At 69.3% G+C, this 25439-nt stretch carries 25 protein-coding genes; 11 read left to right on the forward strand and 14 right to left on the reverse strand.

Annotated elements, in window-relative coordinates:
- Positions 1-164: 164 nt before the first annotated feature.
- The 4 genes from ACWCOV_RS11865 to paaI form a co-directional block, all read right to left on the reverse strand.
- Complete coding sequence (locus ACWCOV_RS11865; protein ID WP_449829237.1) at positions 165-695, reverse strand: DinB family protein; 531 nt, start codon at positions 693-695, stop codon at positions 165-167.
- Between the two features lie 329 nt (positions 696-1024).
- On the reverse strand, positions 1025-2326 hold the full coding sequence (paaK, locus tag ACWCOV_RS11870) for a phenylacetate--CoA ligase PaaK (protein ID WP_449829238.1): 1302 nt from the start codon (positions 2324-2326) through the stop codon (positions 1025-1027).
- Between the two features lie 15 nt (positions 2327-2341).
- Positions 2342-3547 carry a 3-oxoadipyl-CoA thiolase gene (gene pcaF / locus ACWCOV_RS11875; protein WP_449829239.1) on the reverse strand — a complete coding sequence of 402 codons (1206 nt, stop codon included), beginning with the start codon at positions 3545-3547 and terminating at the stop codon, positions 2342-2344.
- Positions 3544-3975, reverse strand: a complete 432-nt coding sequence (paaI, locus tag ACWCOV_RS11880) for a hydroxyphenylacetyl-CoA thioesterase PaaI (protein ID WP_449829240.1) — start codon at positions 3973-3975, stop codon at positions 3544-3546. The genes pcaF and paaI overlap by 4 nt, the downstream gene beginning before the upstream one ends.
- Before the next feature lie 118 nt (positions 3976-4093).
- Here paaI and paaN point away from each other — a divergent pair, with 118 nt between their 5' ends.
- From paaN to ACWCOV_RS11895, 3 genes are read left to right on the forward strand one after another with little or no spacing between them, the layout of a single operon-like run.
- Entirely contained in the window at positions 4094-5761 is a 1668-nt protein-coding gene (gene paaN, locus ACWCOV_RS11885) for a phenylacetic acid degradation protein PaaN (protein WP_449829241.1), read from the forward strand.
- Positions 5754-7130, forward strand: coding sequence for a serine hydrolase (locus tag ACWCOV_RS11890; RefSeq protein WP_449829242.1), 1377 nt, complete (start codon positions 5754-5756; stop codon positions 7128-7130). The genes paaN and ACWCOV_RS11890 overlap by 8 nt, the downstream gene beginning before the upstream one ends.
- Positions 7131-7143: 13 nt before the next feature.
- Positions 7144-7662 carry a flavin reductase family protein gene (locus tag ACWCOV_RS11895; protein ID WP_449829243.1) on the forward strand — a complete coding sequence of 173 codons (519 nt, stop codon included), beginning with the start codon at positions 7144-7146 and terminating at the stop codon, positions 7660-7662.
- On the opposite strand, the gene ACWCOV_RS11900 is transcribed toward ACWCOV_RS11895, so the two are convergent.
- Complete coding sequence (locus ACWCOV_RS11900) at positions 7650-8111, reverse strand: MarR family transcriptional regulator (RefSeq protein WP_449829244.1); 462 nt, start codon at positions 8109-8111, stop codon at positions 7650-7652. The genes ACWCOV_RS11895 and ACWCOV_RS11900 overlap by 13 nt on opposite strands.
- A gap of 58 nt (positions 8112-8169) precedes the next feature.
- On the opposite strand from ACWCOV_RS11900, the gene ACWCOV_RS11905 reads away from it, so the two are divergent.
- The 7 genes from ACWCOV_RS11905 to ACWCOV_RS11935 all read left to right on the forward strand — a co-directional run bounded on the left by ACWCOV_RS11905 (position 8170) and on the right by ACWCOV_RS11935 (position 16571).
- Complete coding sequence (locus ACWCOV_RS11905; protein WP_449829245.1) at positions 8170-8610, forward strand: deazaflavin-dependent nitroreductase; 441 nt, start codon at positions 8170-8172, stop codon at positions 8608-8610.
- Positions 8611-8614: 4 nt separating this feature from the next.
- Positions 8615-9646, forward strand: coding sequence for a zinc-dependent alcohol dehydrogenase family protein (locus ACWCOV_RS11910; protein ID WP_449829246.1), 1032 nt, complete (start codon positions 8615-8617; stop codon positions 9644-9646).
- Between the two features lie 205 nt (positions 9647-9851).
- Positions 9852-11132, forward strand: coding sequence for an ABC transporter substrate-binding protein (locus ACWCOV_RS11915; RefSeq protein ID WP_449829247.1), 1281 nt, complete (start codon positions 9852-9854; stop codon positions 11130-11132).
- Between the two features lie 44 nt (positions 11133-11176).
- Complete coding sequence (locus tag ACWCOV_RS11920) at positions 11177-12079, forward strand: carbohydrate ABC transporter permease (protein WP_449829248.1); 903 nt, start codon at positions 11177-11179, stop codon at positions 12077-12079.
- A complete protein-coding gene (locus ACWCOV_RS11925) occupies positions 12076-12975 on the forward strand; it encodes a carbohydrate ABC transporter permease (protein ID WP_449829249.1) in 900 nt (299 codons plus the stop codon). Before ACWCOV_RS11920 ends, ACWCOV_RS11925 begins: the two co-directional genes overlap by 4 nt.
- Before the next feature lie 133 nt (positions 12976-13108).
- On the forward strand, positions 13109-14743 hold the full coding sequence (locus tag ACWCOV_RS11930) for a hypothetical protein (protein WP_449829250.1): 1635 nt from the start codon (positions 13109-13111) through the stop codon (positions 14741-14743).
- Between the two features lie 43 nt (positions 14744-14786).
- Entirely contained in the window at positions 14787-16571 is a 1785-nt protein-coding gene (locus ACWCOV_RS11935) for an NHL domain-containing thioredoxin family protein (RefSeq protein WP_449829251.1), read from the forward strand.
- Here the strand turns inward: ACWCOV_RS11935 and ACWCOV_RS11940 are convergent.
- The 6 genes from ACWCOV_RS11940 to ACWCOV_RS11965 form a co-directional block, all read right to left on the reverse strand.
- Positions 16561-16809: a DUF6458 family protein gene (locus ACWCOV_RS11940; protein WP_449829252.1), complete on the reverse strand. Its 249-nt coding sequence runs from the start codon at positions 16807-16809 to the stop codon at positions 16561-16563. The genes ACWCOV_RS11935 and ACWCOV_RS11940 overlap by 11 nt on opposite strands.
- A 173-nt stretch (positions 16810-16982) precedes the next feature.
- Complete coding sequence (locus ACWCOV_RS11945) at positions 16983-17753, reverse strand: DUF4097 family beta strand repeat-containing protein (protein ID WP_449829253.1); 771 nt, start codon at positions 17751-17753, stop codon at positions 16983-16985.
- Between the two features lie 99 nt (positions 17754-17852).
- Complete coding sequence (locus ACWCOV_RS11950) at positions 17853-19094, reverse strand: hypothetical protein (protein ID WP_449829254.1); 1242 nt, start codon at positions 19092-19094, stop codon at positions 17853-17855.
- Positions 19091-19744 carry a hypothetical protein gene (locus ACWCOV_RS11955; RefSeq protein ID WP_449829255.1) on the reverse strand — a complete coding sequence of 218 codons (654 nt, stop codon included), beginning with the start codon at positions 19742-19744 and terminating at the stop codon, positions 19091-19093. The genes ACWCOV_RS11950 and ACWCOV_RS11955 overlap by 4 nt, the downstream gene beginning before the upstream one ends.
- On the reverse strand, positions 19741-20955 hold the full coding sequence (locus ACWCOV_RS11960) for a hypothetical protein (protein WP_449829256.1): 1215 nt from the start codon (positions 20953-20955) through the stop codon (positions 19741-19743). The genes ACWCOV_RS11955 and ACWCOV_RS11960 overlap by 4 nt, the downstream gene beginning before the upstream one ends.
- A 210-nt stretch (positions 20956-21165) precedes the next feature.
- Positions 21166-23025, reverse strand: a complete 1860-nt coding sequence (locus tag ACWCOV_RS11965) for an acyl-CoA dehydrogenase (RefSeq protein WP_449829257.1) — start codon at positions 23023-23025, stop codon at positions 21166-21168.
- Between the two features lie 111 nt (positions 23026-23136).
- Between ACWCOV_RS11965 and ACWCOV_RS11970 the strand changes: the two genes are divergently transcribed.
- Positions 23137-23658: a histidine phosphatase family protein gene (locus ACWCOV_RS11970; protein ID WP_449829258.1), complete on the forward strand. Its 522-nt coding sequence runs from the start codon at positions 23137-23139 to the stop codon at positions 23656-23658.
- On the opposite strand, the gene ACWCOV_RS11975 is transcribed toward ACWCOV_RS11970, so the two are convergent.
- The 3 genes from ACWCOV_RS11975 to ACWCOV_RS11985 all read right to left on the reverse strand — a co-directional run bounded on the left by ACWCOV_RS11975 (position 23655) and on the right by ACWCOV_RS11985 (position 25401).
- A complete protein-coding gene (locus ACWCOV_RS11975; RefSeq protein ID WP_449829259.1) occupies positions 23655-24566 on the reverse strand; it encodes an endo-beta-N-acetylglucosaminidase H in 912 nt (303 codons plus the stop codon). The two genes, ACWCOV_RS11970 and ACWCOV_RS11975, sit on opposite strands and share 4 nt — an antisense overlap.
- Positions 24567-24712: 146 nt before the next feature.
- Entirely contained in the window at positions 24713-25207 is a 495-nt protein-coding gene (locus tag ACWCOV_RS11980; protein ID WP_449829260.1) for a hypothetical protein, read from the reverse strand.
- Positions 25159-25401 (reverse strand): sigma factor, encoded by a 243-nt coding sequence (locus ACWCOV_RS11985; RefSeq protein WP_449829261.1) that lies wholly within the window; start codon positions 25399-25401, stop codon positions 25159-25161. The genes ACWCOV_RS11980 and ACWCOV_RS11985 overlap by 49 nt, the downstream gene beginning before the upstream one ends.
- Positions 25402-25439 lie beyond the last annotated feature (38 nt).

Here is a 25439-nt window from a genome sequence, read left to right on the forward strand (position 1 = left end):
TGCCAGATGCCGGACATCCTATCCACCACTCGGCGTCACTGTCGCGGTTCGCCAGGCCATCACAAATGCCGGACCAGAGCCGGGCCGAGCGTCACCCCGGTCTCGCGGTCGCGATTGTGATGGCCTGGCGGTCCGCCACCCTCAGTCTCCGGTCAGTGGCGGCCTCAGGTGGGGTCCGCCATCCGCACGTACCCGGTGCCCCCGTCGAGGAGTTCGCGGATGATGTCGAGGTGGCCGACGTGCCGCGCGGTCTCCTCGATCAGGTGGCAGAGGACGTACCGCAGCGAGGCCGCCTTGTCTGCCGGTTGCCCGCGTTCGACGGTCTCCAGTGGGAGGTCGGCGATTGCGGCGTTGGATCGCTTGCACTCGGCGTCGTACTCGTCGAGCAACTGGACCAGCGGCACGTCGTCGACGAACATCTCGGCGTCGGGATGCCCGCCTTCGGTCCATGGAGTCTGGCCGGTGTCCGGTACGCCGGCCATGCTGAGCTGGAACCACGAGTACTCGTTCCAGCGCAGGTGCGCCACCAGCCCCGCGACCGTCATCAACGGCGACGCCGGCAGAACCTTGCGGTGGGCATCTTCTTCGGAGAGTCCTTCGCACTTCATCCGGACGAAGGAACGTTGCAGGTCGAGCCATCCGATCAACTGAGCGCGCTCGTCGGCGGTCAGCGGCGGACGCTGTACTTCGGTCATTCACAGCTCCTGTGGTGTGGAGCCACCCGATCTCAGCCGCGGGTACGGCGGACAGGCGGCACGACGGTCGGACTGCACATCGCGCTCACCTCCTCTCCGCCAGTTGGCAGCACCCTATCCGCCAACAGCCGGGTCCGGAACTGGGTTTCTGGCAGTCTTGGTCACGACAGCGCCCGCACCGCGCGAAGAGGTGAGAGGTGGACCCACGGTTCGACCTTCCGCTCTACATCACGTGCCGAGGTCGCGCTGCACCTGGGTTACCGCCCACCACGCTGGGCGACTGACTCCGTCCGGGGCCCTGGAGGCCCACAGCGGAACCCACGCGTGCGTTACAGGCCTCGGTTGTCCTTGATGCGTTTGGCTTTGCCCAGCGAGCGTTCCAGGGCGTGGGGTGGGACTACCTCGACGGTGGCGGTCACGCCGACTCGGTCCTTGATTCGGCGGGTCAGATGGGTGGCGGCGGTGGGGTGGTCGGTCAGGTCGGGGGCGGCTTCCACCTGGACGGTCAGTTCGTCGAGCCGGCCGGGGCGGGTGAGGATGCAGAGGTAGTGCGGGGTGAGGCCTGGGACGAGGAGGATCTGTTCCTCGATCTGAGTGGGGAAGACGTTGACGCCGCGGACGATCATCATGTCGTCGGTGCGGCCGGTGATCTTCTCCATCCGGCGCATGCCGGGACGGGCGGTGCCGGGGAGGAGGCGGGTCAGGTCGCGGGTGCGGTAGCGCAGGACGGGGAAGGCTTCTTTGGTGAGGGTGGTGAAGACGAGCTCGCCCACCTGGCCGTCGGGCAGGACCTCGCCGGTCACCGGGTCGATGATCTCGGGGTAGAAGTGGTCCTCCCAGATGTGCAGGCCGTCCTTGGTCTCGACGCATTCCTGCGCGACGCCGGGGCCCATCACCTCGGACAGGCCGTAGATGTCGACGGCGTGCATGCCGGTGCGTTGCTCGACCTCGGCGCGCATCTGTTCGGTCCAGGGTTCGGCGCCGAAGATCCCGATGCGCAGCGAGGTGTCGCGGGGGTCGAGGCCGCGGGACTCCATCTCGTCGACGATGGCGAGGAAGTACGACGGGGTGACCATGATGATCCGGGCGCCGAAGTCCCGGATCAGGTCGACCTGCCGTTCGGTCATCCCACCGGACACCGGTACGACGGTGCACCCGAGCCGCTCGGCGCCGTAATGGGCACCCAGCCCGCCGGTGAACAGTCCGTAGCCGTAGGCAACATGACAGACGTCGCCCGCACGACCACCCGCGGCACGGATGGACCGCGCCATCAGGTCGGCCCAGTTGTCCAGGTCGCGCCGGGTGTACCCGACCACCGTCGGCCGTCCCGTCGTACCCGAGGAAGCATGCACCCGCACCACTTCCGACCGCGGTACGGCGAACATCCCGAACGGATAGTTCTCCCGCAGATCCGCCTTCGCGGTGAACGGCAGCCGGCTCAGGTCCTCGAGAGATCGCAGGTCGCCAGGAGCGAACCCCACGCCGTCCAGCGCGGCCCGATAGTGCGGGACGTTCTCGTACGCCGACGCAACCGTCGACTGCAGCATCGAGAGCTGGCGGGATCGGAGCTCGTCGACGGACAGCCGCTCACCGTCGTCACGCAGGTCCTCGGGACAAGGCTCGCCGAACATCACGACACCTCCAGGTCACGGACGCGCGAGCAGGGTCGCGATGCCCTGGCCCACGCCGATGCACATGGTGGCCAGCGCGTACCCGGCGTCGCGGTGGCGAAGCTCGAGGGCAGCGGTGAGAGCGAGACGGGCCCCAGACATCCCCAGCGGGTGGCCGAGCGCGATCGCGCCGCCGTTCGGGTTCACGTGCTCGGCGTCGTCAGGCAGACCGAGCTCCCGCAGTACGGCGAGGGACTGCGAGGCGAACGCCTCGTTCAGCTCGATCACGCCGACGTCGGACAGCGCGACGCCACACCGGTCGAGCAGTTTGCGCGTGGCCGGGGCCGGGCCGATGCCCATGATCCGCGGTGGCACGCCGGCCGCCGCCGTACCGACGATCCGGGCCAGCGGCGTGACCCCGAGCCGCTCGACGGCTGCACCGCTCATCACCAACAGAGCGGCTGCGCCGTCGTTCACGCCGGAGGCGTTGCCCGCGGTCACGGTGCCGGGGGAGCGGAACGGCGTCTTCAGTCCGGCGAGCGCTTCGAGCGAGGTCTCCCGCGGGTGCTCGTCGGTGTCGACGACCGTCACGGCGCCGCGCTTGCCCGGGACCGAGACCGGCACGATCTCCTCGGCCAGTCGCCCGTTGGCCTGCGCCTTCGCTGCGCGCTGCTGGCTGCGCAGGGCGAACAGGTCCTGGTCCTCGCGGGAGACGCCGAAGTCCGCGGCGACGTTCTCGGCCGTCTCCGGCATCGAGTCGATCCCGTACTGCTGCTGCAGCACCGGGTTCACGAACCGCCACCCGATCGTGGTGTCGAAGATCTCGGCCTGCCGGGCGAACGCGGTCGTTGCCTTGGGCATCACGAACGGCGCCCGCGACATCGACTCGACGCCGCCGGCGACGACGATCTCGTTGTCCCCGGCGATGATCGACCGAGCTGCCGAGGCGACCGCGTCCAAGCCGGATCCGCACAGCCGGTTGATCGTCGTGCCGGGGACGTCGGCGGGAAGACCGGCCAGCAGCACCGCCATCCGGGCGACGTTCCGGTTGTCCTCGCCGGCCTGGTTGGCGCAGCCGAGGATCACGTCGTCGATCAGCGCGGGATCAAGAGAAGAGTGGCGGCCCAGCAAAGCGGACACGACCCCAGCGGCCAGATCGTCGGGGCGGACCGGCGCGAGCGCGCCGCCGTACCGGCCGATCGGCGTCCGCACACCGTCCACCAGAAACGCCTCACGCGTCATGACTCTTCCTCCGAGGGGATGATCGTGCCGGACAACTGACGGCTGCGGCCGCGGAACTCGGCGATCACCTCGGCACCGCGCCGGACAGTGACGTCGTAGATCGCGTTCCGGCCGTACGACGTCCGCTCGCGCGCCTCGGCGACGAGCACGTCGCCACGCTTGGCCGGGGCGACGAAAACGATGTCGCAGGTCTGCGCGACCGTGACCAGGTTGCGTGAGTTGCACGCGAACGCGAACGCGGAGTCGGCCAGGGTGAACACGAATCCACCATGCGCGATACCGTGCCCGTTCACCATGTCCTCGCGCACCGGCATCTCGATCCGGGCGAACCCGTCGCCGACCTCGACCAGCCGCATCCCCAGGCCGGCGCTGGCGGTGTCCTCCGCCCACATCGCCGCGGCCACCCGGGCCGCCAAGTCGTCGCCCATCAGCACGTTTGCCCAATCGAGAAGCGGTGTTCAACAGTGATTTGGCTTGTGACACTCTATCCCCGGTCGCGGCATCGACTGTAACATCACAGACGCAGACCCCGAGCTTGGAGGACCCATGACCGACTGGCTGGCGACCCACCGCGAGCGCCTCGACGACGCGCTGAAGGCGATCCGCGGCCGCGGCTACCACTCCGCCTTCCCGGAGTCGCCCAGTCCGCGGGTGTACGGCGAGACCGCGGCCGCCGACGGCAAGGCCGCGTTCGAGGCCTACCTCGGTACGACATTCCCGCTGGAGATCCCGGGGTCGCGCGGCGAGGTGGTCACCGAGCACTCGCCGTACGGGATCACGCTGGACATCGCTTACCCGCGCGTGGTCGAGGACGGCCTCGACGACCTGCTCACGGCCGCCCAGGCCGGGCTCAAGTACTGGCGCAACGCCGGCATCGACGGCCGGACCGGGGTCACGCTGGAGATCCTCGACCGGCTGCACAGGCGGGTCTTCGAGCTGGCCAACGCGGTCCAGCACACCAGCGGCCAGGCGTTCGTGATGGCGTTCCAGGCCGGTGGCGCGCACGCGCTGGACCGGGCGCTGGAGGCGGTCGCGTACGCCTACGAGGAGATGAACCGGTACCCGGCCGCGGCGACCTGGGAGAAGCCCGCCAAGGGTGACCCGATCCGGATGGAGAAGACGTTCACCGTCGCCGGCCGCGGGGTCGCGCTGGTGATCGGCTGCAACACGTTCCCGACCTGGAACTCCTGGCCCGGCCTGTTCGCGTCGCTGGTCACCGGCAACGCCGTGGTGGTCAAGCCGCACCCGCTGGCCGTCCTGCCGCTGGCGATCACCGTCCAGGTCTGCCGCGAGGTGCTCGCCGAGGCCGGCCTGGACCCGAACCTGGTGACCCTGGCCGCCGAGCGGGCCGGCGACGGCCTGGCCAAGCCGCTGGCGACCCGGCCCGAGGTGAAGCTGGTCGACTTCACCGGCGGCAGCGAGTTCGGCGAGTGGCTGGAGCAGAACGCGACCCAGGCGACCGTCTTCACCGAGAAGGCCGGCGTGAACGCGGTCGTCATCGACTCGACGGACGCGTTCAAGGCGCTGACCGGGAACCTCGCGTTCACGTTGTCGCTGTACTCGGGCCAGATGTGCACCACCACCCAGAACCTGTTCATCCCGGCCGGCGGGATCGAGACCGACGAGGGGCACAAGTCCTTCGAGGAGGTCGGCGCCGGGATCGCCGGCGCGATGGGCAAGCTGCTCGGCGACGACGCCCGCGCGGTCGAGATCCTCGGCGGCATCGTGAACCAGGCTGTGATCAGCCGGCTCGAACTCGCCCCCGAGTACGGCGACGTCGTGCTGGAGTCGCGGTCGATCCAGCACCCGGCCTTCCCGGACGCCGTGGTCCGCACGCCGCTCCTGGTCGCGGTCGAGGCCAAGGACGAGGAGGTGTACGGGCGCGAGTGCTTCGGGCCGGTGTCCTTCCTGGTCCGGACCGCCGACACCGACGAGTCGATCGACCTGTTCCGCAAGACCGTCACCGACGGCGGCGCGATGACGGCCGGCATCTACTCGACCGACGCCAAGGTCCTGGACGCGGCGCGCGACGCCGCCCTGGACGCCGGGGTCGCGCTGTCGGAGAACCTGACCGGCCAGGTGTTCGTCAATCAATCGGCTGCTTTCAGCGATTTCCACGGCACCGGCGCCAACCCGGCCGCCAACGCGACATACACCGACGGCGCTTACGTTGCGAGTCGCTTCCGCGTCATTCAGTCTAGGCGTCATGTCTGATGGTGATGCGCTGCAGGAAGTTCTGACCTACTACCGCAGCTGGCTCGCGTTCAGACAGCGCTATCTGCGGGTGCCTGGCGTGCAGGCGGCCGTGTTCGCGAACGGCTCGGTCGCCTTCAGCGCGGCGTACGGTCTGGCCGACGTGGAGAGCGCCGTACCGCTGACCGAACGGCACCTGTTCCGGATCGCGTCGCACTCGAAGACGTTCACCGGGACTGCCGTGCTGCAGCTGGTCGAGAAGGGCCGGCTGCGGCTCGACGACAAGGCGGAGATGCACGTCACCGAGCTGGTCGACGCGCCGGCCGGCAAGCTGACGCTGCGGGACCTGCTGAGTCACGCCGGCGGCCTGACCCGGGACAGCGACGACGCGGACTTCTGGCAGCTCGCGCAGCCGTTCCCCGATCGCGACGAGCTGCTCGCCGTACTGCGGTCGCCGGAGGCCGCCGTGATCGCGGAGCACGAGCGGTTCAAGTACACCAACATCGGCTACGGGTTGCTCGGGCTGGTGATCGAGGCCGCGACCGGCCGCTCGTACAACGACCACGTCCGGACCGAGATCGTCGAGAAGCTCGGGCTGTCCGACCTCGGGCCCGAGCTGGATCCGGCGCGGAGCGCGGAGTACGCCACCGGCTACAGCTCGCTCGCGTACGCCGACACGCGTGTGCCGATCGACCACGTCGACACCCAGGCGCTGGCCGCCGCGACCGGGTTCTACGGCACCGCGACCGACCTGGTCACGTACTTCTCCGCGCACCTGCCCGGCGACGACCGGCTGCTGACCGACTCGTCCAAGCGGCAGATGCAGCACGCGCAGTGGAGTGTCGGGACCGACGACTGGCCGAAGTACGGGCTCGGACTGCAGCTGGCGAAGACCGGCGACCGGGAGCTGTTCGGTCACGGCGGCGGCTACCCGGGGCACATCACCCGGTCGCTGGTCGACGGCAAGGCCGGGATCGCGGTGTCGGTGCTGACGAACGCCATCGACGGCCCCGCGCAGCCGTTGGCCGAGAGTCTGTTCAAGCTGCTCGACCTGGCGGAGTCGAAGGATCGCCCGGAGCCGTCCGCCGACCTGAGCCGCTTCACCGGCCGGTACGCCGGGCTCTGGGGCGTTACCGACATCGTCGAACTCGGCGGGCGGCTGTACACCGTCGATCCCACGCTGGGCGACCCGGCGGACAAGCCCCCCACGCTGGAGGTCGACGGCGACACCCTGCTGGTGACCGAGGACCACGGCGGCGGCTCGTACGGCCAGCGCTACCACTTCACGTTCGGCGCGGACGGCCGTCCGGAGTCGATCCGGTCCGCCGGCGGCCTGCGGATGCAGCCGATCGAACAGTTCGCCCTGCCGTCGCGGGTGACAGCCGGCTGAGTACCGTTCTGGCATGACGATCCACGGCGATCATCCGTTCCTGCCGCCCGAGTCCGAGCGGAGCCCGGTACGGCGGTTGCGCGGCCGGCTGGCGTCACCCGTCGGTCTCTGGACCACCGCATACGACGGTAAGCGGGCCGGCCTGACCGTGGCGTCGATGCTCGTGGCGGACGGTGAACCCGGGTACGTCGTCGGCCTGATCGACCCGGACTCGGACCTCTGGGAAACGTTGCGCCAGGCAAGAACCGCGGTGGTTGCCCTGCTCGGTGAGCCACACCGCCAACTGGCCGACGCGTTCGGGTACGTCGCCCCGGCGCCCGGCGGCCCGTTCAAGATGATCGACTGGACCGACACCGACTGGGGTCCGGCGCCGGTCGGTGTCGAGACCTGGGCCGGCTGCACCCTGGTCACCCCGGACCCGCCCGAGGTCGGCTGGGCGCTCCAGGTCCAGCTCGAGATCGCCCACGTCGAGCTCTCGCCCGACGAGACCCCCGCCCTGGTCCACCGCCGCGGCCGCTACTACACCCTCTGACCCCGGATCCGCTCCGCCTGCCGGTCCTGCAGTTCCTCACCCTGGACCAGGAACCGGTGAATCGTCTCCAGCTCCGCCCGGGTGTAGCGAGACAAGACCGCCGTCCCGGCCGGCCTGACCGGGCCGTACAGCTTCTCCACGCGCCCCGCCACCAACGGCGTCGCCGCCACCAGCACCCGGCGCCGATCAGCTTCGTCCTTGGTGCGTACGGCGTACCCGAAGCCCTCCAGCCGCTCGATCGCAGCGGTCGTCGCGGCCGGGCTCAGACCTGCCTCGACCGCGAGCTGCCCAGCGGTCAGGCCACCACTGCGCAGCAGCAGGCCGATGCACAGCAGATCGGTCCGGTTCACACCGAGCGCCGCCGCCGCCGCGGCATCGACCCGATCGGTGGCGTTCTGGAACCGCACCACCGCCTCGGTGATCTCCGCGATCAGGTTTTGTTTCGACACTCGAAATAGTCTACCCTCGATCCAATGTTTCGATCGTCGAAATAAATCGGAGGCTGCGATGGCTGTCACGACGCCCCTGCCCGGCTGGCTGAAGCCGGTGAACCGGTTGGTCAAGCTGCTGTCCCGCGTGGGGTTGCCGCTCGGCACCATTCACGTCCTGTCCGTGCCCGGCCGCTCGAGCGGCGCGATGCGTACGACGCCGGTCTCGCCGCTGACCGTCGACGGCAAGCGCTACATCCTGAGTCCGGTGCCGACCTCGGACTGGGTGCGGAACGCGCAGGCGGCCGGGTGGGGCATGCTCGCCGCCGGCCGGAAGTCCCGGCGAGTCCGGCTGGAAGAGGTGACGGATCCGGCCGAGAAGGAGGCGGTGCTCCGGGCGTTTCCGGCCGAGGTCCCCAACGGTGTGCCGTTCTTCATCCACGTCGGCGCCGTCACGAGTGCGGACCCGGACGAGTTCGCCGCTGCCGCACCGGGGTCGGTCGTCTTTCTCGTAGTGTGAGTCCATGCGAGCCACCACGATTCACGCGCCGTACGACGTCCGGCTGAGCGACGTCGCCGATCCGAAGCTCGACGGGCCGACGGATGCGGTCGTGAAAGTGGTTGCCTCGTGCATCTGCGGGTCGGACCTGTGGCCGTACCGCGGGGAGAACAAGATCCGGCCCGGCAGCCGGATCGGGCACGAGTTCGTCGGCATCGTCGAGGAGATCGGCAGCGACGTCCGCACGGTCAAGCCGGGCGACTTCGTGATCGCGCCGTTCGTGGTGAGCGACGGGACCTGCCCGCACTGCCAGGCCGGCTACCAGACCGCCTGCCAGAACCTGGTCGGCTACGGCAGCAGGCGGGCCGACGGCGGCCAGGGGGAGTACGTCAAGCTTCCGTACGCCGATGGCACGCTCGTCGCCACGCCTGAGCTGCCGGACGACTCTCTCGTCCCGTCCCTGCTCACGCTGTCCGACGTGATGGGCACCGGTTGGCATGCGGCGCGGGCCGCTCGGGTGAAGGCCGGTGACACGGTCGTCGTGGTCGGAGACGGCGCCGTCGGGCTGTGCGGCGTACTGGCTGCTGCGCGGATGGGCGCCGCGCGCGTCGTTGCCCTGTCGCGGCACGAACCGCGGCAGAAGCTTGCGGTGGAGTTCGGCGCCACGGACATCATTGCCGAACGCGGGGACGCGGCGCGGGACGCCGTACTCGAGCTGACCGGTGGGGTCGGGGCGGACGCCGTACTCGAGTGTGTCGGGACCGGGCAGGCGATGACGACCGCCTTCGACGTCGCGCGGGCCGGGGCCACGGTCGGCTTCGTGGGGGTGCCGCACGGAGTCGAGGTGCCGATCCGGACCATGTTCAGCCGCAACGTCGGGCTGGCCGGTGGGATGGCTCCGGTGCGCGCCTACCTGCCCGAGCTGATGGCCGACGTGCTGGCCGGGGAGATCAACCCCGGCTTGGTGTTCGACTCCGAGCTCCCGCTGGCAGATGTGGCCGAGGGCTACCAGGCCATGCACGAGCGCCGCGCGATCAAGGTTTTGCTCAGGCCGTAGTCACAAACGCGCAATCTCAGTGCGCGCGGTGCCCGATCGAGCGCTCGATGTGCGCGCTCTCACACGCTAGCCGCACCGGGGGTCACGGCTGCGCAACGCGCTTGCGCGGATCGTTGACACCCGGCGCGCGGCGTGCCCAGAGTTGGGCCGTCAAGGGGGCATCGTTGTCACAGGCGGCTCCATCAACTGATCGGAGAGTGAAAACATGCGTGGTGGTCTGAGCAAGGCCGTCGCGGTGCTGGGTGCGGCGGGTCTTCTCGCGGTCAGCGCCTGCGGGAACAGCGACGACGGTGGCGGTGGAGGGGACTCGGCGGCCACCAAGGATGTCACCGTCTTCACCTGGTGGGCGGACGGTGGTGAGAAGGCCGGTCTGGACGGACTGGTCTCGGTGTTCGGTACCGAGTGCACCGACTACAAGTTCGTCAACTCCGCGGTGGCCGGTGGCGCCGGGTCGAACGCCAAGCAGGTGCTGGCGAACGACCTCGCCGCGGGCAAGCCGCCGTCGACGTTCCAGGCGCACGCCGGCGCCGAGCTGGGCGACTACATCAAGGCCGGTCAGGTCGACGACGTCAGCAACCTCTACCAGGAGTTCGGTCTGGACAAGGCCTTCCCGCAGAGCCTGATCGACAACCTGACCGTCGACGGCAAGATCTACTCGATCCCGGCCAACGTGCACCGCGCGAACGTGGTGTGGGCCAACCCGGCCGTGCTGAAGAAGGCGAACCTCGACGGCGCCACCGCGCCGGCGAACGTGGACGCGTGGATCGCGGACATGGACAAGCTGAAGGCTGCCGGCGTGAAGGCGCCGCTGGCCATCTCCAAGGGCTTCGCCCAGGAGATGCTGGTCGAGGCGGTGCTGCTGGCCGAGCTCGGCGCGGACAAGTTCAGCGGTCTGTGGAAGGGCGAGACCGACTGGGCCGGCGCCGACGTGACCGCCGCGCTGGAGAAGTACAAGAAGTTGCTGTCCTACACCAACGCCGACCGTGAGGCGATCGACTGGCCGGACGCGCTGCAGTACGTGAACAAGGGCCAGGCAGGCTACACGCTGATGGGTGACTGGGTCGCCGCGCAGCAGCTGGCCGACAAGATTCCGGACACGGCGTACACCTACTGGCCGGCTCCGGGCACGGCGGGCAACTTCCAGTACCTGGCGGACTCCTTCACGCTGCCGACCAACGGGCAGAACCCGGACGGCGCGAAGTGCTGGCTGAAGGTCACCGGCTCGGCCGAGGGCCAGAAGGCGTTCAACACCAAGAAGGGCTCGATCCCGGCCCGCTCGGACGCCCAGCCGGGCGACTACCCGAAGTACCAGCAGACCGCGATGGCCGACTGGAAGAAGGACAAGATCGTTCCGTCCTGCGCGCACGGCGCCGCCTGCACGCTCGGCCAGAACAACGACATCCTGTCCGCGATCAGCCAGTTCAGCGGCAGCCAGAACGTAGCCCAACTGCAGACGGCGCTCGGCAATGCGATGAAGACGAGCTGATGCCGGCCGAGTTGCGGGCCGTGGCCGGGTCGGAGGTCTGAGCCATGCACGGAAGAATCCGCACCTGGGGCCCGGGCGCCCTGGTGCTGCTGCCGACGGTGCTGCTGCTCGGGTACTTCGTCTACGGGCTGATCGCCTGGACGTTCAACACCTCGCTGACCGACCGGCACACCGCCCGCAGGGGCGGCTCGGCCAACTATGTCGGGTTCGAGAACTACGCGAACCTGTTCGGCGAGGAGCGGTTCCTCAACTCGCTGAAGAACCTCGGCGTGCTCACGGTGGCGTTCATCGTGGGCACGCTGATCTTCGGCGTGCTCTGGGCGCTGCTGCTGGAGAAGGGGGTCACCGGCGAGGGCGTGTTCCGGTCCATCTTCCTGTTCCCGATGGCGGTCTCGATGATCGCCTCCGGCGTCGTCTGGGGCTGGCTGCTGAACCCGTCCCAGGGCGAGGACGCGCGCGGCCTGAACCGGCTGTTCTCGATCCTCCAGCTCGATTTCCTGGAGAATCCGTGGTGGACCGCGGGGAGCAGATGGACGACCATGATGGCCATCGCGCTGCCCGCGGTCTGGCAGCTGTCCGGCTACATCATGGCGCTGTTTCTGGCCGGTTTCCGGGGCATCCCGCCGGAGCTGCGGGAAGCCGCCCGCGTCGACGGCGCGAGCGAGTTCAAGCTCTACCGGCACGTGCTGTTCCCGCAGCTGTCGCCGATCGCCTTGTCGGCGCTGATCATCCTCGGTCACATGTCGCTGAAGCTGTTCGACCTGATCTACGCGATCACCGGGCCGAACCAGTTCCGCACCGAGGTGCCTTCCATCTACATGTGGAACACCTTGCTCCGCGGTGACATGGCCAAGGCGGCCGCGATCGCCATCGTGATGCTCGCGGTGGTCGCCGTACTCGTCATCCCGTACGTCGCGTACACCGTCAAGCAGGAGAGTGAAGAATGACCGCCGCAGAGGCCGCGACCGGACAGGCCGCCGCGGCAATCCGCCGGAAGCCGCAGCGTTCGGTCATCTCCGACGGTTCGACCCGCCGCAGCCGGACGATTCGCTACCTCCTGCTGCTGTTTTTCCTGCTGTTCGTCCTGACGCCGGTGTACGTCGTCGTGATCGGCAGCTTCAAGACGTCCGGCGACACCACCGCCGCCGCGCAGTGGTCGTTGCCGGAGACGTGGACGCTGGAGCCGTGGCGGAAGGCCTGGGACACGCTGCAGCCGTACATGGTCCGGTCGCTCTCGCTGGCGATCCCGGCCGCGATCATCTCGTCGGTGATCGGGTCCGCGAACGGGTTCGTGCTGGCCCGCTGGCGGTTCCCGGGTGCGAACCTGGTGTTCGCGTTCATCCTGTTCGGGATGTTCATCCCCTACCAGGCCGTGATGCTGCCGCTGCGGACCACGTTCACCGAGCTGGACGTCACCCGCGGCGTGCCGACGCTGATCATCGCGCACGTCATCTACGGCATCCCGATCTGCACGCTGATCTTCCGGAACTACTACGCCACCATCGTGCCGAACGAGATCATCGAGTCGGCCCGGGTGGACGGTGCCGGGCTGGTCCAGACCTACGCCCGGATCATCCTGCCGATCTCGATCTCCGGGTTCGTGGTGACGCTGATCTGGCAGTTCACCTCGGTGTGGAACGACTTCCTGTTCGCGCTGTTCCTCACGCAGCAGCAGAACGGCCCGATCACGCTGGGCCTGGCTGCGCTGGCCGGCGGGCAGAAGGTCGACTACGCGGCCAGCATGGCGGGCGCGCTGATCGCGTCGTTCCCGACCCTGCTGGTCTACATCCTGCTCGGCCGCTGGTTCATCGGCGGTTTGATGGCAGGCGCCCTCAAGGGCTGAGGTACGGCGACCGCGGCCCGTGCTACTCGATGCACGGGCCGCAGTCGTACGGTGACGGCGTGTCGACATAGTTATCCACAGGACGCGCGCAGGGGCCTGCGGCGGACTGGGGCTGGGCGGTAATGTCGCGGACGTGACCAAGTCACCACGAGGCCGGAACGGACGACCAAGCCACCTGCGGCTGGTCGGTTCCACCCCGGCACCGCCCCCAGGACCCACAGCGGGTGTCGACATCGACACCACGCCGAGTGTCGCCGTGCTGGAAACCCTGCTGGAAACGCTGTCCCTCGACCTGGCCGCCGCGCCGCGCGCGTTGCACCCGGTGATCGCGGAGGCCTCGGTGGCGCGGTCCGCCGCCATGCTCGCCGACCAGCTGTGGCCGGCCGGGCGGCCGGACGAGATCGGTGAGGTGGAGCGGTTCTTCTGGGCCGACGCCGCCCGCGTGCTCGGTGAGCGCCGCGACCCGGAATCCTTTGTCCTGTTGACGAGTCTGGCCCGCACGGTCGGTCCGGCCGGGCGGCTGCCGCTGCAGCGCGCCCACCTGTCCCGGCTGCGGACCGAGCCCTGGGTGTCCGAGTGGGTGACCCGGATCGCCGGGTTCCGGCTGACCAGCGCGATCGTCTCCGAGGACATCACCGGCGACGGGCTCAGCGTCGTGCTGGACTACGACGACGAGCAGCACCCGCACACCGTGGTGGTGTTCATCGACAACAACCTCGGCGCGATCGTCAAGGACGTGTTCGTCGGCCCGCCGGTGGACCGGGTGCTCGAGGCCTACCAGCGCGGTGGCCGGGTGACGATCCGGACGGTCCGGCCGCCGACCGCGGCCGGCATCATCCTGCAGGCGCTCGGCGAGACCAACGACTACGACGACCCGCCGGTGACCGAGGACTTCGAGTTCTTCTCCGGTCTGCTGGTGAACCGGCTGACCCAGTTGCCGGAGCGCCCGATCCGCCCGCCGATCCGGCCGTTGCTGTCGCCGAAGCAGCGCGAGCAGCTGGTCGACGAGTTCCTCGTGTCCTCGTACGCCGTGGGCCTGCCCGACGACGCCGCGGACATCGCGCGGCTGTGGATCGACCACGCGGTGGACCACACGGTCGGCGGTCCGCTGCGGGTCAGCGCCGTACTGGTGGAGCTGTTCCTGGCGCACTGGCTGCCGCGCAAGGTGCTTGCCGACAGCACCTACTTCGAGGCGGTGCCGGTGGTGGTGAAGGCGTGGCTGGAGTTCGCGGGGGACCGCACCCAGCTGGCGCTGGACGCCATCGACGAGGCCGTCGACGCGGTGGATGTGTGGACGCCGGCTTTGGAGGCCGCGGCGATGATCGACCCGATCGGTTCCACGCCGGGCGAGCGGGTCTTCCTCGACGACTCCTCCAACGACCTCGAGGACGCTTACCGGGCGCTGTCCGGCCTCGGCACCCCGCCCCAACCGGACCTGCGCGGCCTCGACAAGTCCCAGGCCGCGACGCTGTCCGTCCTCGCCCCGCACGCCTGGCTGATGGCCGGCGAAACCCTCGGTACGACGTACGCCCCCGACGCCTTCGACATCGCCGAACGCCTCGTCCGCGACGCCCCCGACCTGCTCGCCAAAGCCCGCCTCTCCACCTGGCCCCGAGCCATCGTCTGGCTCCTCGCCCACCGCCACCGCCTGGTAGGCCCCGGCGAACCCCTCACCCCCTCCACCCTCGCCACCGACCTCTCCTCGTCCCCCGCCACCCTCCGCAAAACCGCCAAACTCCTCACCGACACCCTGATCCTCCCGCGCTGACCCCGGCCCCGGGCCCGATTGAAACCCGGCGGACAATGGGGGCATGCATGTGCGTGCGCCGGAGCTCAAGGGTCGTGGGTGGTTGAACACGGGTGGGCGGGAGTTGTCGCTCTCGGACTTCCGGGGACGCTTCCTGTTGCTCGATTTTTGGGCGTTTTGTTGTGTCAACTGTCTGCATGTGCTGGACGAGTTGCGGCCGTTGGAGGAGAAGTACGGGGATGCGTTGGTGATTGTGGGGGTGCATTCGCCGAAGTTCGCGCATGAGGGGGAGGAGGCGGCGGTTCGGGCCGCGGTGGAGCGGTACGAGGTGGGGCATCCGGTGCTGGACGACCCGGAGCTGATCACCTGGCAGAACTACACCGCGCGGGCCTGGCCGACACTGGTGCTGGTGGATCCGAACGGCTACATCGTCGCGCAGTACTCCGGTGAGGGCCACGCGCACGCGTTGGACGCCCAACTGGCTGAGCTGATCGCCGAGCACGAGCAGGCGGGCACGCTGACACGTGGCAAGTCGCCGTACGTCGCTCCGGCGCCCGAGCCCACCGACCTCCGCTTCCCGGCGAAGGTGATTGCTCTGGACAACGGGTTCCTGGTCGCCGACGCCGGCAACCACAGCATCGTCGAGCTCGCCGCCGACGCGACCACAGTGGTACGCCGGTTCGGCGCCGGCCACCGTGGATTCGCCGACGGCCCCGCCGACCAGGCGACCTTCTCCGAGCCGAACGGCCTCACCCGCCTGCCGGCCGACGTCGCCGCCGAACTCGGGTACGACGTAGTCGTCGCCGACACCGTGAACCACGCGCTCCGCGGCCTCGACCTGGAGACCGGCCACGTCACCACCCTGGTCGGCACCGGCAAGCAGTGGATGGACGGCGACAGCACCGGCGTCCTGAGCTCACCGTGGGATGTCGCCTGGTGGCAGGACAAGGTGTGGATCGCGATGGCCGGCGTACACCAGCTCTGGACCTTCGACCCGTTCACCAGGGTCACCGAAGTCGCCGCCGGCACCACCAACGAAGGCCTGAAGGACGGCGCGCTCGACCAGGCCTGGTTCGCGCAGACCAGCGGCCTTGCCGTCGACGGCGATCGGCTCTGGCTGGCCGACTCGGAGATCTCCGCGCTGCGCTGGATCGACACCGAGGTGCACACGGCCGTCGGCACCGGCCTGTTCGACTTCGGCCTGCGCGACGGCAAGGCAAGTGAGGCCCTGCTGCAGCACCCGCTCGGCGTCACCGTCCTTCCCGACGGCTCGATCGCGATCGCCGACACCTACAACGGCGCCGTACGGCGGTACGACCCGCGCACCGAGGTGGTCGACACGATGGCGACCGGCCTGGCCGAGCCCAGCGGTGCTGTTGTCGTGGGCAACGAACTCCTGGTGGTCGAGTCCGCCGCGCACCGGCTGACCCGGATCCCGCTCGGCGCCTCGGCGACCGCGGACGAGTTCAGCACCCGGACACAGCGTCCACCGATGGACGTCGCGGCCGGCGAGGTGACGCTCGAGGTCGTGTTCACGCCGCCGCCCGGGCAGAAGCTGGATGACCGCTACGGCCCGTCGACCCGGCTGCTGGTGTCGTCGACCCCGGAGAGCCTGCTACGGGAAGGCGCCGGCGACTCGACGGACCTGACCCGCAAGCTCGTGATCGACGAGCGGGTCGGCGACGGGGTGCTGCACGTCGCCGTACAAGCCGCATCGTGTGACGACTCCGCGGAGGTCGAGTTCCCCGCGTGTCACATGCACCGGCAGGACTGGGGAGTCCCGGTCCGCGTGACCCCGGACGGCGCCACGCGGCTCGAACTGGTGCTGTCGGGAGCGACTACTCCTTGATGTCGCGGTGGTGCTCCTCGACCACCCGGTACTCCTCCTCGATCGCCGGATCGATCGCGTCGGTCTCGACCCGGCGGCGCCGGTTGGTGATGTAGAAGGAGAGCACGATCCCGGCCAGTCCGGCGAGGATCAGGATGTAGCCCACCACGGTCAGGTTGACAGCGTCCCACGAGTCCTGGACGGCGAAGGCGAAGATGCCGCCCACCACCATCAGAAAGATCCCCACACCGATGCTCATCCGAGCCTCCTAGTGAAGTGTTCCTCACCTTCGAAACTACTCTGATCGCACGGTGTAATCCATCCACGACGCATGTCTGTTACACCACGAACGACAACTCGGTACCCCGGCGTAAACGCCTGAAAGGCCTGTCTGCTGATCCCCCGCCTACTGCGCGGGATCAGCAGACAGGCCTAGTTGGTCTTGAGCTCGATGTCGCCGCTGGTCGTGGTGGCGGTGATGGTGTGGGAGCCGTTCGGGTCGTCGCCGAGGCTGTTGTCGACGTCGCCGCTGCGGGTCTCGGTGCTGACGTTCCAGCCGCCCGCCGGCGCGATCACCTCGATGTCGCTGCTGGTGCCCTTCGCGCGGACGTCGTTCGCCTCGGCCAGCTGGAGCTCGAGGTCGCCGGACGTGGTCTCGGCGGTGACCGGACCGCCCTTCAGCCCGGACGCCTCGATGTCGCCCGACGTGGCGGTCACGTCCAGCTTCCCGGCCAGGTCCTTGACGACCACGTCGCCCGAGGTCAGGTCAAGCTTCACGTCGCCGGTGACGGCGCTGATCTCGATCGTCCCGGACCGTGACTGCGCGTCCACCCCGCTGACCCCGGTGATCGAGACGTCGCCGCTGCCGTTCTCGCCGGTGACCTTCGTCCCGCGCGGAACGGTGACCACGAAGTCGGCACTGCACTGCCAGCCGCAGTCGCCGTCGAGCTTCAGGACGCCGTCGTCGACCGAGTAGGCGTCACCGTGCTTCCACAGCCAGAAGTGGCGCTTCTCCTGGACGGTGGTCTTGTCGTCGTCGGAGACCTTGATGGTGACGTCGGAGCTCTTCGCGGCCAGCTGGACCGTGGTGATCCGGTCGCCGAGCTCGTGGTCGTCGGTCGAGTCCCGGTCCCCGAACTGCCAGAACGCCAACGCCGCCCCGGCCACCAGAAGCACCGCCCCGAGCTGCTTGGTCTCCGCCATCATCCGCCCCTTCGTGTCCCATCCTGTCCGCTCGACACTAGGCGCGGGGCAGGTGGCGCAGGATCCGGCAGATCCCCCGAGGCGTCCCTGAACCAGACCTCAGGGACGCCGGAGGTCAGACCGGTACTCGCCCCGGGACACCGCGGCCGCGAGGTCGTCGTGGATGCTTCCGAAGAAGGTCCGCGCCCACAGGTCGTCGCCGTGCCAGTAGGGACCGTCGTCACCGGGCAGCGAGTCCGGCGCCTTGCCCTGCTTCAGCGCTCGCCGGCACTCGCCGCACAGGGGCAGCGTCAACGTAGTCCCGTTGGCCTCCACCTGCGTTGGCCGCCCCGCCGACCTCCCGTGCAGCGGGTTGAACGCACACAGCTCCGGTACGGCGTCCTGCCTCCGCCCAGCCGCCACCGCCACGGCCGCGTCGTACTCCCGCCGCGCCTTGTCCAGCAGCACCATCGCACCGACCACGTCGACGAGATCCTCCGACGAGTCGAGCACCTTCCCAGCGGCCTGATGCGCGTCGAGCGCTGCCTGCTGATGCCTCAGCCCGTCGCCCGTAGCCGCCGGCAACGCGGCCAGCTCCGACCCCAGCCTGGTCAGCTCCAGCCCGGTCTCGCGAGTCAGCCGACGCCGTCTCTCCAACGCAACGGTCGCAGCCACATGCGGCGGAATGCTGAACGGCTTCTCCCGCCTCGGCCGGTCGACGCCCGGCCGGCGAAGGCCGATGATCAGCCCGAGCCCGACCAGCGCGGCGATCCCGAGCCCGACGATGAGCGCGATCAACCCGGCCGACGACTCTTCCTCAGAGTCGTCCGAGTCCGCCGGACGAGTGCTCGACGTGGGGTTGGCCGCCGGCAGTTCCGGAGCGGCCAGCAGGGCGTACATCCGCGACAGAACCTCGGCCGGGCCCGCGTCGTACTCGGTGTCGTCGAGCGCCCGCTCCCGGGCCGCCTGCAGCTTGTCCTCGTCCACCTGCGGCAGCGAGTGCACCTCGTACCACGGGAAGTGGCCGCCGCCGTCGACCACGACGTACAGCCCGGGCTTGCCGAGGGCATCGATCACCAGGGTGAGCACATTGCGCTCCTCACCCCGGAACGGGTCGCTCGCCGACAGCGGCAGCACGATCGAGTAGACCGGATACCCGAGCGCCTTCGCCTTGGCGCGCACGTCGGCCAACTGGTTCGCCGGCAGCGCCGACCTGTACACCGAGTCGACGTACAGCGGATCCTTGGCCAGCGCCGTCGCGATCTCGCGGGCGCGCTCGGCCGGCGTCTGCGCCTGCGCTGGTACAGCGGTCAGCGACACGAGCAGCGTCAGCAGAACAGTCAGGGCGAGCCGCGTCTTCACTGAGTACCTCCACGTCGTCGGGCGACCAGGGCCGCCACTCCGAGCACGACCGCGGCGAGCGACGCGCCGCCCATCAGGCCGAGCACGCCGCCGCCGACCCCGTTGCCGATCGCCTTCCCGACCGTGAACGGCTCGTCGGACGAGGTCGTCTCCGGCCTCGGCGGAGTCGGCTCGGTCCGGGCCGGTTTCGCGTCGTACCGGTCGTCCACCTTGACGTCCTCGAGGTACTCCGCGAGCTGGCCGGGCACCGACTGCCTCGCTTCCGCCCAGGTGCTCTCCGGCGCCCACGCCGCGATCTCGTGCTCCACGCCGTGCGTCGTGTCACCGTCCATCACGACGTACAAGCCGGGCTTGCCGTTCGCGGCCGCGAGCCAGCCGGCCAGCAACGCGGTGTCGCCTCGCTCCTCGAACCATTCACCGGTCGGTACGACGGCCACGTAGACGGGAAGTGGAGCCGCGTTGATCTCGCGGAGCAGCTCGGCGGACTGGGTCTCGCCGACCACGGCCGCGTAGTCCGGGTCGACGTACAGCGGCGACGTCGCCCAGGCGGCCTTGGCGGCAGTGACCCGCGGATCGGCCGGAGCCGCCGCCCGCGCAACCCCGGGCACCAGGAACATAGTTGCCACAAGCAACAGGAGAAGCCGCTTCACCGGACCTCGTCCTGCAGCTCGGCCACCCGTTCGGGCAGGTCGTCGGAGAGCGCGCCGAAGCCGGTCGCCACCATCAGGTTGTCCTCCGGATCCAGCGTCCAGTACGGCACCTGCTCACGCCCGATCAGGCCGGACCGCTTCCACACCTGCAGCCCGTACGGCGTCTGGCCCTTGCCGAGGGTCCGCGCACACTGCTTGCAGGCCGACACCTCGATGCCGTCCGACCAGGCGACCATCGCCGTCCCGGACCGGTGGGTCGGATCGAAGAAGCAGGGCCGCTGCACACCGCCGCCGCTGGCGCCCCGCTGGGCCTGCCAGGCGAGGACCCACGCGCCGGTCATGGTGAGCAGGTCGTCCGGATCCTCGGCGCGCAGCTTGCGGGCCGCGTCCAGGCGGCGGTAGGCGTCGTCCCGCTGGTCGAGCAGCCGCACCGACTTCCGGCGCCGCTTGTCCAGCCGGTCGAGCGCCACCTGCGCCCGCTCGATCCAGTCGTCCGCCCGGCTGCGCATGTCCGGCACCGCGATCGGCGGCGGCTCGGCGGAGAAGCGCTTCTTGGGCCGGGCCTTCCGCCACAAGGCGATCCAGAGCGTCACCGCGAATCCGGCCAGCACCCCGATGCCCAGGCCGACGAACGCGGACTGGTCCTCGCGGTCCGTGGTCGACGGCCCGCTCCGGACCGACGGCGGGTCCAGGTCGCCGGCCGGGATCGCCGGCAGCGGCCGTCCGTCGTACGCCGTGGCCGCGTGCTGGATCGTCCGCACGATCTGCGGCGCCGGCTGATCGTTGACGATGTCGTAGTACTGCTCGTCGTCGAACCGGACGCTGGTGAGGTTGCGCCCCTTCAGCCCGGCCGGCCGGAACAGCTCCTCCGTCACGGACCAGTAGTCGTCGGCGACCACGGCCACGACGTACAGCCCCGGCTGCCCGACCCGCGCCTGCAGCAGCGTCGGCAGGTCGCTCCGGCTCTCCCGGGTGTACGGCGACTGTGGCACCAGCGCGACGTACACCGGGAAGTCGACGGTCCCGGTCTCGGCGCGGATCCGGTCCAGCCCGGGGATCGGGCGCAGCCGCTCGTCGACGTAGACCTTGTCGGTCCGCCAGGCGGCCGCGACCCGGTCCGGCAGCTGCGGCGTCGCGGCCTGCGCAGGCAGCACCGGAAGGAACGCCAGCACGGCGATCAGGAGGGCGAGGCGGCGCAGACGGGCGAACATCCGGACAAGAGTACGAAATGGCACGGCCCTGGCTCGGACAGGGGAAGCCGAGCCAGGGTCGCTGGGTGCCACGGGCAGAAACGTTCCTCTATGCAGCGCTTCTTCACCAGGGCAGATCGCGGGGCAACCCGGGGCAGATCGATCTGCCCCGGATCTTCCCGGCCTCCGGCTCGATCCGCGCAAGTGATCGAGCCGGAGGAGCCGGGAAACTCAGAAGGCGGACTCCGGCAGGTCCATCACGTCGAGGTCGGTGAGCTCGGCCTTGACCCGCTCGGCGCGGACCGACGGCATCGTGGTCCGGACGAACCACTGGGCCGCGGCCACCTTGCCGGTGTAGAAGTCCTGCTCGGCCGGGGACAGCTTGCCGCCGAGCTTGTTCAGCGCGACCTCGGCCTGCCGCAGCATCAGCCAGGAGCAGACCACGTCACCCAGCACGTACAGCAGCCGCGAGGTGTTCAGGCCGACCTTGTAGATGTTGCGCGGGTCGCCGTTCTCCGCCTGCGGGTTGCTCGCCATCAGCGCCTGGCCCATCACCCCGAGGATCTTCTGGGTGTCCTCCAGGCCCTTCGCCAGCAGCCCGCGCTCCTCCTTCAGCCGGCCGTTGCCGGCCTCGGAGGCGACGAAGCCCTGGATCTGCTCGGCCAGATGGCCGAGCGCCTTGCCCTGGTCCTTGATGATCTTGCGGAAGAACAGGTCCTGGCCCTGGATGGCGGTGGTGCCCTCGTACAGGGTGTCGATCTTGGCGTCCCGGACGTACTGCTCGATCGGGTAGTCCTGCAGGAAGCCGGAGCCGCCGAAGGTCTGCAGCGACTCGGTGCCGAGCAGCGTCCACGACTTCTCCGAGCCGTAGCCCTTGACCAGCGGCAGCAGCAGGTCGTTTACACCCTCGGCGACGACGTCGTGCTCACCCGCGTACCGGGCCTGCTCGGCGCGGTCCTGGTACGTCGCCGTGAACAGCACCAGCGCCCGCAGCGCCTCGGCGTACGCCTTCTGCGTCAGCAGCGAGCGGCGGACGTCCGGGTGGTGGGTGATGGTGACCCGCGGCGCGTCCTTGGCCGGCTGGGTCAGGTCGGCGCCCTGGACCCGCTCCTTGGCGTACTCGAGCGCGTTCAGGTACCCGGTGGACAGGGTCGCGATCGCCTTGGTGCCGACCATCATCCGCGCGTACTCGATCACCTGGAACATCTGCGCGATGCCGTCGTGCACCTCGCCGAGCAGCCAGCCCTTGGCCGGGATCCCGTCGCCGAAGGTGACCTCGCAGGTGGTGGACACCTTGATGCCCATCTTCTTCTCGACGTTCGTGACGAAGGCGCCGTTGCGCTCCCCGGTCAGCTCGCCGGTCTCCAGGTCGAAGTGGTGCTTCGGCACGACGAACAGGCTCAGGCCCTTCGTCCCCGGGCCGCCGACGCCCTCGATGCCCTGCGGCCGGGCCAGCACCAGGTGCACGATGTTCTCGGTCAGGTCGTGCTCACCGGAGGTGATGAACCGCTTGACGCCCTCGATGTGCCAGCTGCCGTCGTCCTGCAGGGTGGCCTTGGTTCGGCCGGCGCCCACGTCGGAACCGGCGTCCGGCTCGGTCAGCACCATGGTGGCGCCCCAGCCGCGCTCGATGATGTGGTGCGCGATCTTCTTGTCGCGATCGACGCCGTTGCGCCAGAGCACGTGCGCGAAGTTGGGGCCGGCGGCGTACATGTGCACCGCCGGGTTGGCGCCCAGCACCAGCTCGGCGGCGGCCCAGCGCAGCGACGGCGGGGTCGGCTGGCCGCCCAGCTCGGCCGGCAGCTCCAGCTTGAACCACTCGGCGTCCATGTAGGCGTGGTAGCTCTTCTTGAACGCCTCCGGCATCCGCACCTCGTGCGCCTCCGCGTCGAAGACCGGCGGGTTGCGGTCGGCCTCGGCGAACGACTCGGCCAGCTCGTGCTTGGCCAGCCGGTCGATCTCGGCCAGCACCTCACGGGCGGTGTCGACGTCCATCTCGGCGTACGGGCCCTGCCCGAGCACCTCGTCCCGGCCCAGAACCTCGAGCAGGTTGAACTCGATGTCCCGCAGATTCGACTTGTAGTGGCTCACAGGGGTCCCCTACCTCTTAGCAGCATTATACTCACGAGTAACTTAAGTATATACCCGCGGGTAACGAAGACAAAGGACTTTGTCCGGGACGTGATCCAGGAGACTTGTCCCGTGAAGCTGAGGCTGGTCTACGAGACGCACTCGACGACGCTCGACAACGAGCAGGGAATCGCCACCGGCTGGCTGCCCGGCGAGCTCTCCGCGGCCGGGCGCAGGGAGGCGGCCGAGCTGGGTGCGCGCCGCAAGGACGTCGACGTCGTGTTCAGCTCGGACCTGCGCCGGGCCGTGCAGACGGTCGAGGCGTCCGGCCTGACGGTGCCGCACTTCCAGGACTGGCGCCTGCGCGAGTGCAACTACGGCTCGCTGAACGGCGCGCCGCGGGGCGCGCTCGAGCCGCGGATGAATCGGGTGCACACCCCGTTTCCGGGTGGGCAGAGCTACTGGGAGGTGATGGAGCTGACCCGGTCCTTCCTCGAGGACCTCAAGCGCTGGTACGACGGCCAGGTCGTGCTGATCGTCGCGCACTCCGCGAACCGCTGGTCGCTCGACCACCTGCTCGGCAGCCGGGCGTCACTCGAAGACCTGGTCGCCACTCCGTTCGAGTGGCGACCAGGCTGGGAGTACGTGCTCTAAGGGGTGTAGATGGCGGAGCTGCCGTAGAGCTTGTTGGTGAACGCCGAGATGTAGCTCGCGGGGGTCGTCGAGGTGAGGTTGTAGGTGAGGAAGACGCCGTACCTCTCGTCGACCGTGCGCTGGGCGAGGCTTGCCGCCGTGGCCGAGCTGGTCGCGGTGATCGACACCGCGGCGGGGGAGAGCCGGGCCTTGTCGCTCGGGCCGCTCGGGACCATCCAGGTGCCGTACCACGGGTTCCAGGCGTAGTCGAAGGTGTTCGCGATGCTCACGCCGTTGTAGCTCAGCCGGTCGGAGGCCGGGCCGATGTCGTACAGCGTGATGAGCTTGTTCGGGAGCTTCTGGCGCAGCGCCTGGACCAGGTAGACGAACGAGAAGTCGTTCGGCTGGCCGGTGCCGTTGGTGCCGTACTCGACGTACTCGTCGTCGAAGTCGATGCCGTCGAGGCCGTACTGGTTCACCGCGTCGGCAAGCTCCTGGGCGAACGCGTCGGCGGCCTGCTGGGAAGGGAAGTTCGCGAAGCCGGCGCCCTGGTGGTTGCCGAGGATCGACAGCAGGACCTTGATGCCCTTCTGCTGCAGCGGCCGGACCTGGGTCGCCACGTTGTCGAGCACGTTCTGGACGTTCTCGTTGAAGTGCAGGTAGGCGTTGGTGCCGTCGTAGTTGATGTTGGCCGCGAAGATGACCGCGACGTCGAACACCTGGGCGCCGCCCTTGCTGAGCGTGTACTTGGCGGCGTTCGTCATGCTCTCGTTGTTGACCTCGATGTAGACCACCGAGATCGGTCCGGTCTTCGCGCGCGGCCGTGGCCTGGCGTAGGCGGTGCCGGCGGCCGGTACGGCGACTCCGGCGGCGGTGGTCGCGGCCAGGGCTGACAACAGGGTCCTTCTGCGCATGAGCGGTGCACTCATCGATCGACTCCTCGTGATCGGGGCGGGATCCGCTATATCGGTTAAGTCGCTCTCGCCGCCTGGTGGAATGTCCAGGCGGCGAGAGGAGATAAACCGGTATAGCAGGCAAGATCATCGATCGGCGGGAACCCGCTGTCAAGAGCTCGTCAGCGCAGCGTGACCACCTCGGTCAGACCACTCGCCTCGACCCGCACCTCGGCCTTGTCCCCGGCGGGCACCAGGACCGCGTTCGTCCGCGGTGTGCTCCAGGCGCCGCCGTCGTGCCGGTAGGAGAGTTTCGCGTCCTTGCGGGCGACCGCCCAGCCCTGGCCGGCGGGCAGCCTGATCGACACCGGCAGCGCGGAGGTCCCGTCCGGGACGCCGCCGGGGACGATGGTGCGCTTGCCGGTCCTGGGCTCGAGTACGGCGTACACGCGCGTCGGGTCTCTGTCGATCTGCTGCTCGCCCATGTACACCGCCGAGCCGTTCTCGGTCACGCCGTGCGCGGTCCAGAACGAGTGTCTGAGGGCGTAGTAGTTCTTGTCCGTGACGGCGTCGAGGGCGCTCTCGAACCGGTTCGTCGCGACCGTGCTGAGCGTGTCCGCGCCGGCGGTCATCGGCCAGGTCTCCAGGTCGGTGAAGTCGGGCCCCGGCTGCGCCACCGGTTCGCCGCGAGGTTGGCGAGCGTCTTGCGGGCGTAGGCCTCGGGTGCGCTGTGGATCCGCCGCCAGCGCACGTACACCCGCTCGTACGTCTCCTGGACGAGGTCCTCGGCCGCCGCGCGGTCGCCGGTGAGCAGTACGGCGGTCCGGAGCAGCCGCGTCGAGCTGCCGGACGAAATCGTCGAAATCGTCACCGCGGGTGACCATCCGCCCCTCCTCGGTCATCTGGTCT

The sequence above is a fragment of the Kribbella sp. NPDC002412 genome (assembly GCF_053592935.1).

Coding starts and splice junctions, on each gene's coding strand:
- ACWCOV_RS11865 (WP_449829237.1), bottom strand. CDS start 695: ATGACCGAAGTACAGCGTCCGCCGCTGACCGCCGACGAGCGCGCTCAG.
- paaK (WP_449829238.1), bottom strand. CDS start 2,326: ATGTTCGGCGAGCCTTGTCCCGAGGACCTGCGTGACGACGGTGAGCGG.
- pcaF (WP_449829239.1), bottom strand. CDS start 3,547: ATGACGCGTGAGGCGTTTCTGGTGGACGGTGTGCGGACGCCGATCGGC.
- paaI (WP_449829240.1), bottom strand. CDS start 3,975: ATGGGCGACGACTTGGCGGCCCGGGTGGCCGCGGCGATGTGGGCGGAG.
- paaN (WP_449829241.1), top strand. CDS start 4,094: ATGACCGACTGGCTGGCGACCCACCGCGAGCGCCTCGACGACGCGCTG.
- ACWCOV_RS11890 (WP_449829242.1), top strand. CDS start 5,754: ATGTCTGATGGTGATGCGCTGCAGGAAGTTCTGACCTACTACCGCAGC.
- ACWCOV_RS11895 (WP_449829243.1), top strand. CDS start 7,144: ATGACGATCCACGGCGATCATCCGTTCCTGCCGCCCGAGTCCGAGCGG.
- ACWCOV_RS11905 (WP_449829245.1), top strand. CDS start 8,170: ATGGCTGTCACGACGCCCCTGCCCGGCTGGCTGAAGCCGGTGAACCGG.
- ACWCOV_RS11910 (WP_449829246.1), top strand. CDS start 8,615: ATGCGAGCCACCACGATTCACGCGCCGTACGACGTCCGGCTGAGCGAC.
- ACWCOV_RS11915 (WP_449829247.1), top strand. CDS start 9,852: ATGCGTGGTGGTCTGAGCAAGGCCGTCGCGGTGCTGGGTGCGGCGGGT.
- ACWCOV_RS11920 (WP_449829248.1), top strand. CDS start 11,177: ATGCACGGAAGAATCCGCACCTGGGGCCCGGGCGCCCTGGTGCTGCTG.
- ACWCOV_RS11925 (WP_449829249.1), top strand. CDS start 12,076: ATGACCGCCGCAGAGGCCGCGACCGGACAGGCCGCCGCGGCAATCCGC.
- ACWCOV_RS11935 (WP_449829251.1), top strand. CDS start 14,787: ATGCATGTGCGTGCGCCGGAGCTCAAGGGTCGTGGGTGGTTGAACACG.
- ACWCOV_RS11940 (WP_449829252.1), bottom strand. CDS start 16,809: ATGAGCATCGGTGTGGGGATCTTTCTGATGGTGGTGGGCGGCATCTTC.
- ACWCOV_RS11945 (WP_449829253.1), bottom strand. CDS start 17,753: ATGGCGGAGACCAAGCAGCTCGGGGCGGTGCTTCTGGTGGCCGGGGCG.
- ACWCOV_RS11960 (WP_449829256.1), bottom strand. CDS start 20,955: ATGTTCGCCCGTCTGCGCCGCCTCGCCCTCCTGATCGCCGTGCTGGCG.
- ACWCOV_RS11975 (WP_449829259.1), bottom strand. CDS start 24,566: ATGAGTGCACCGCTCATGCGCAGAAGGACCCTGTTGTCAGCCCTGGCC.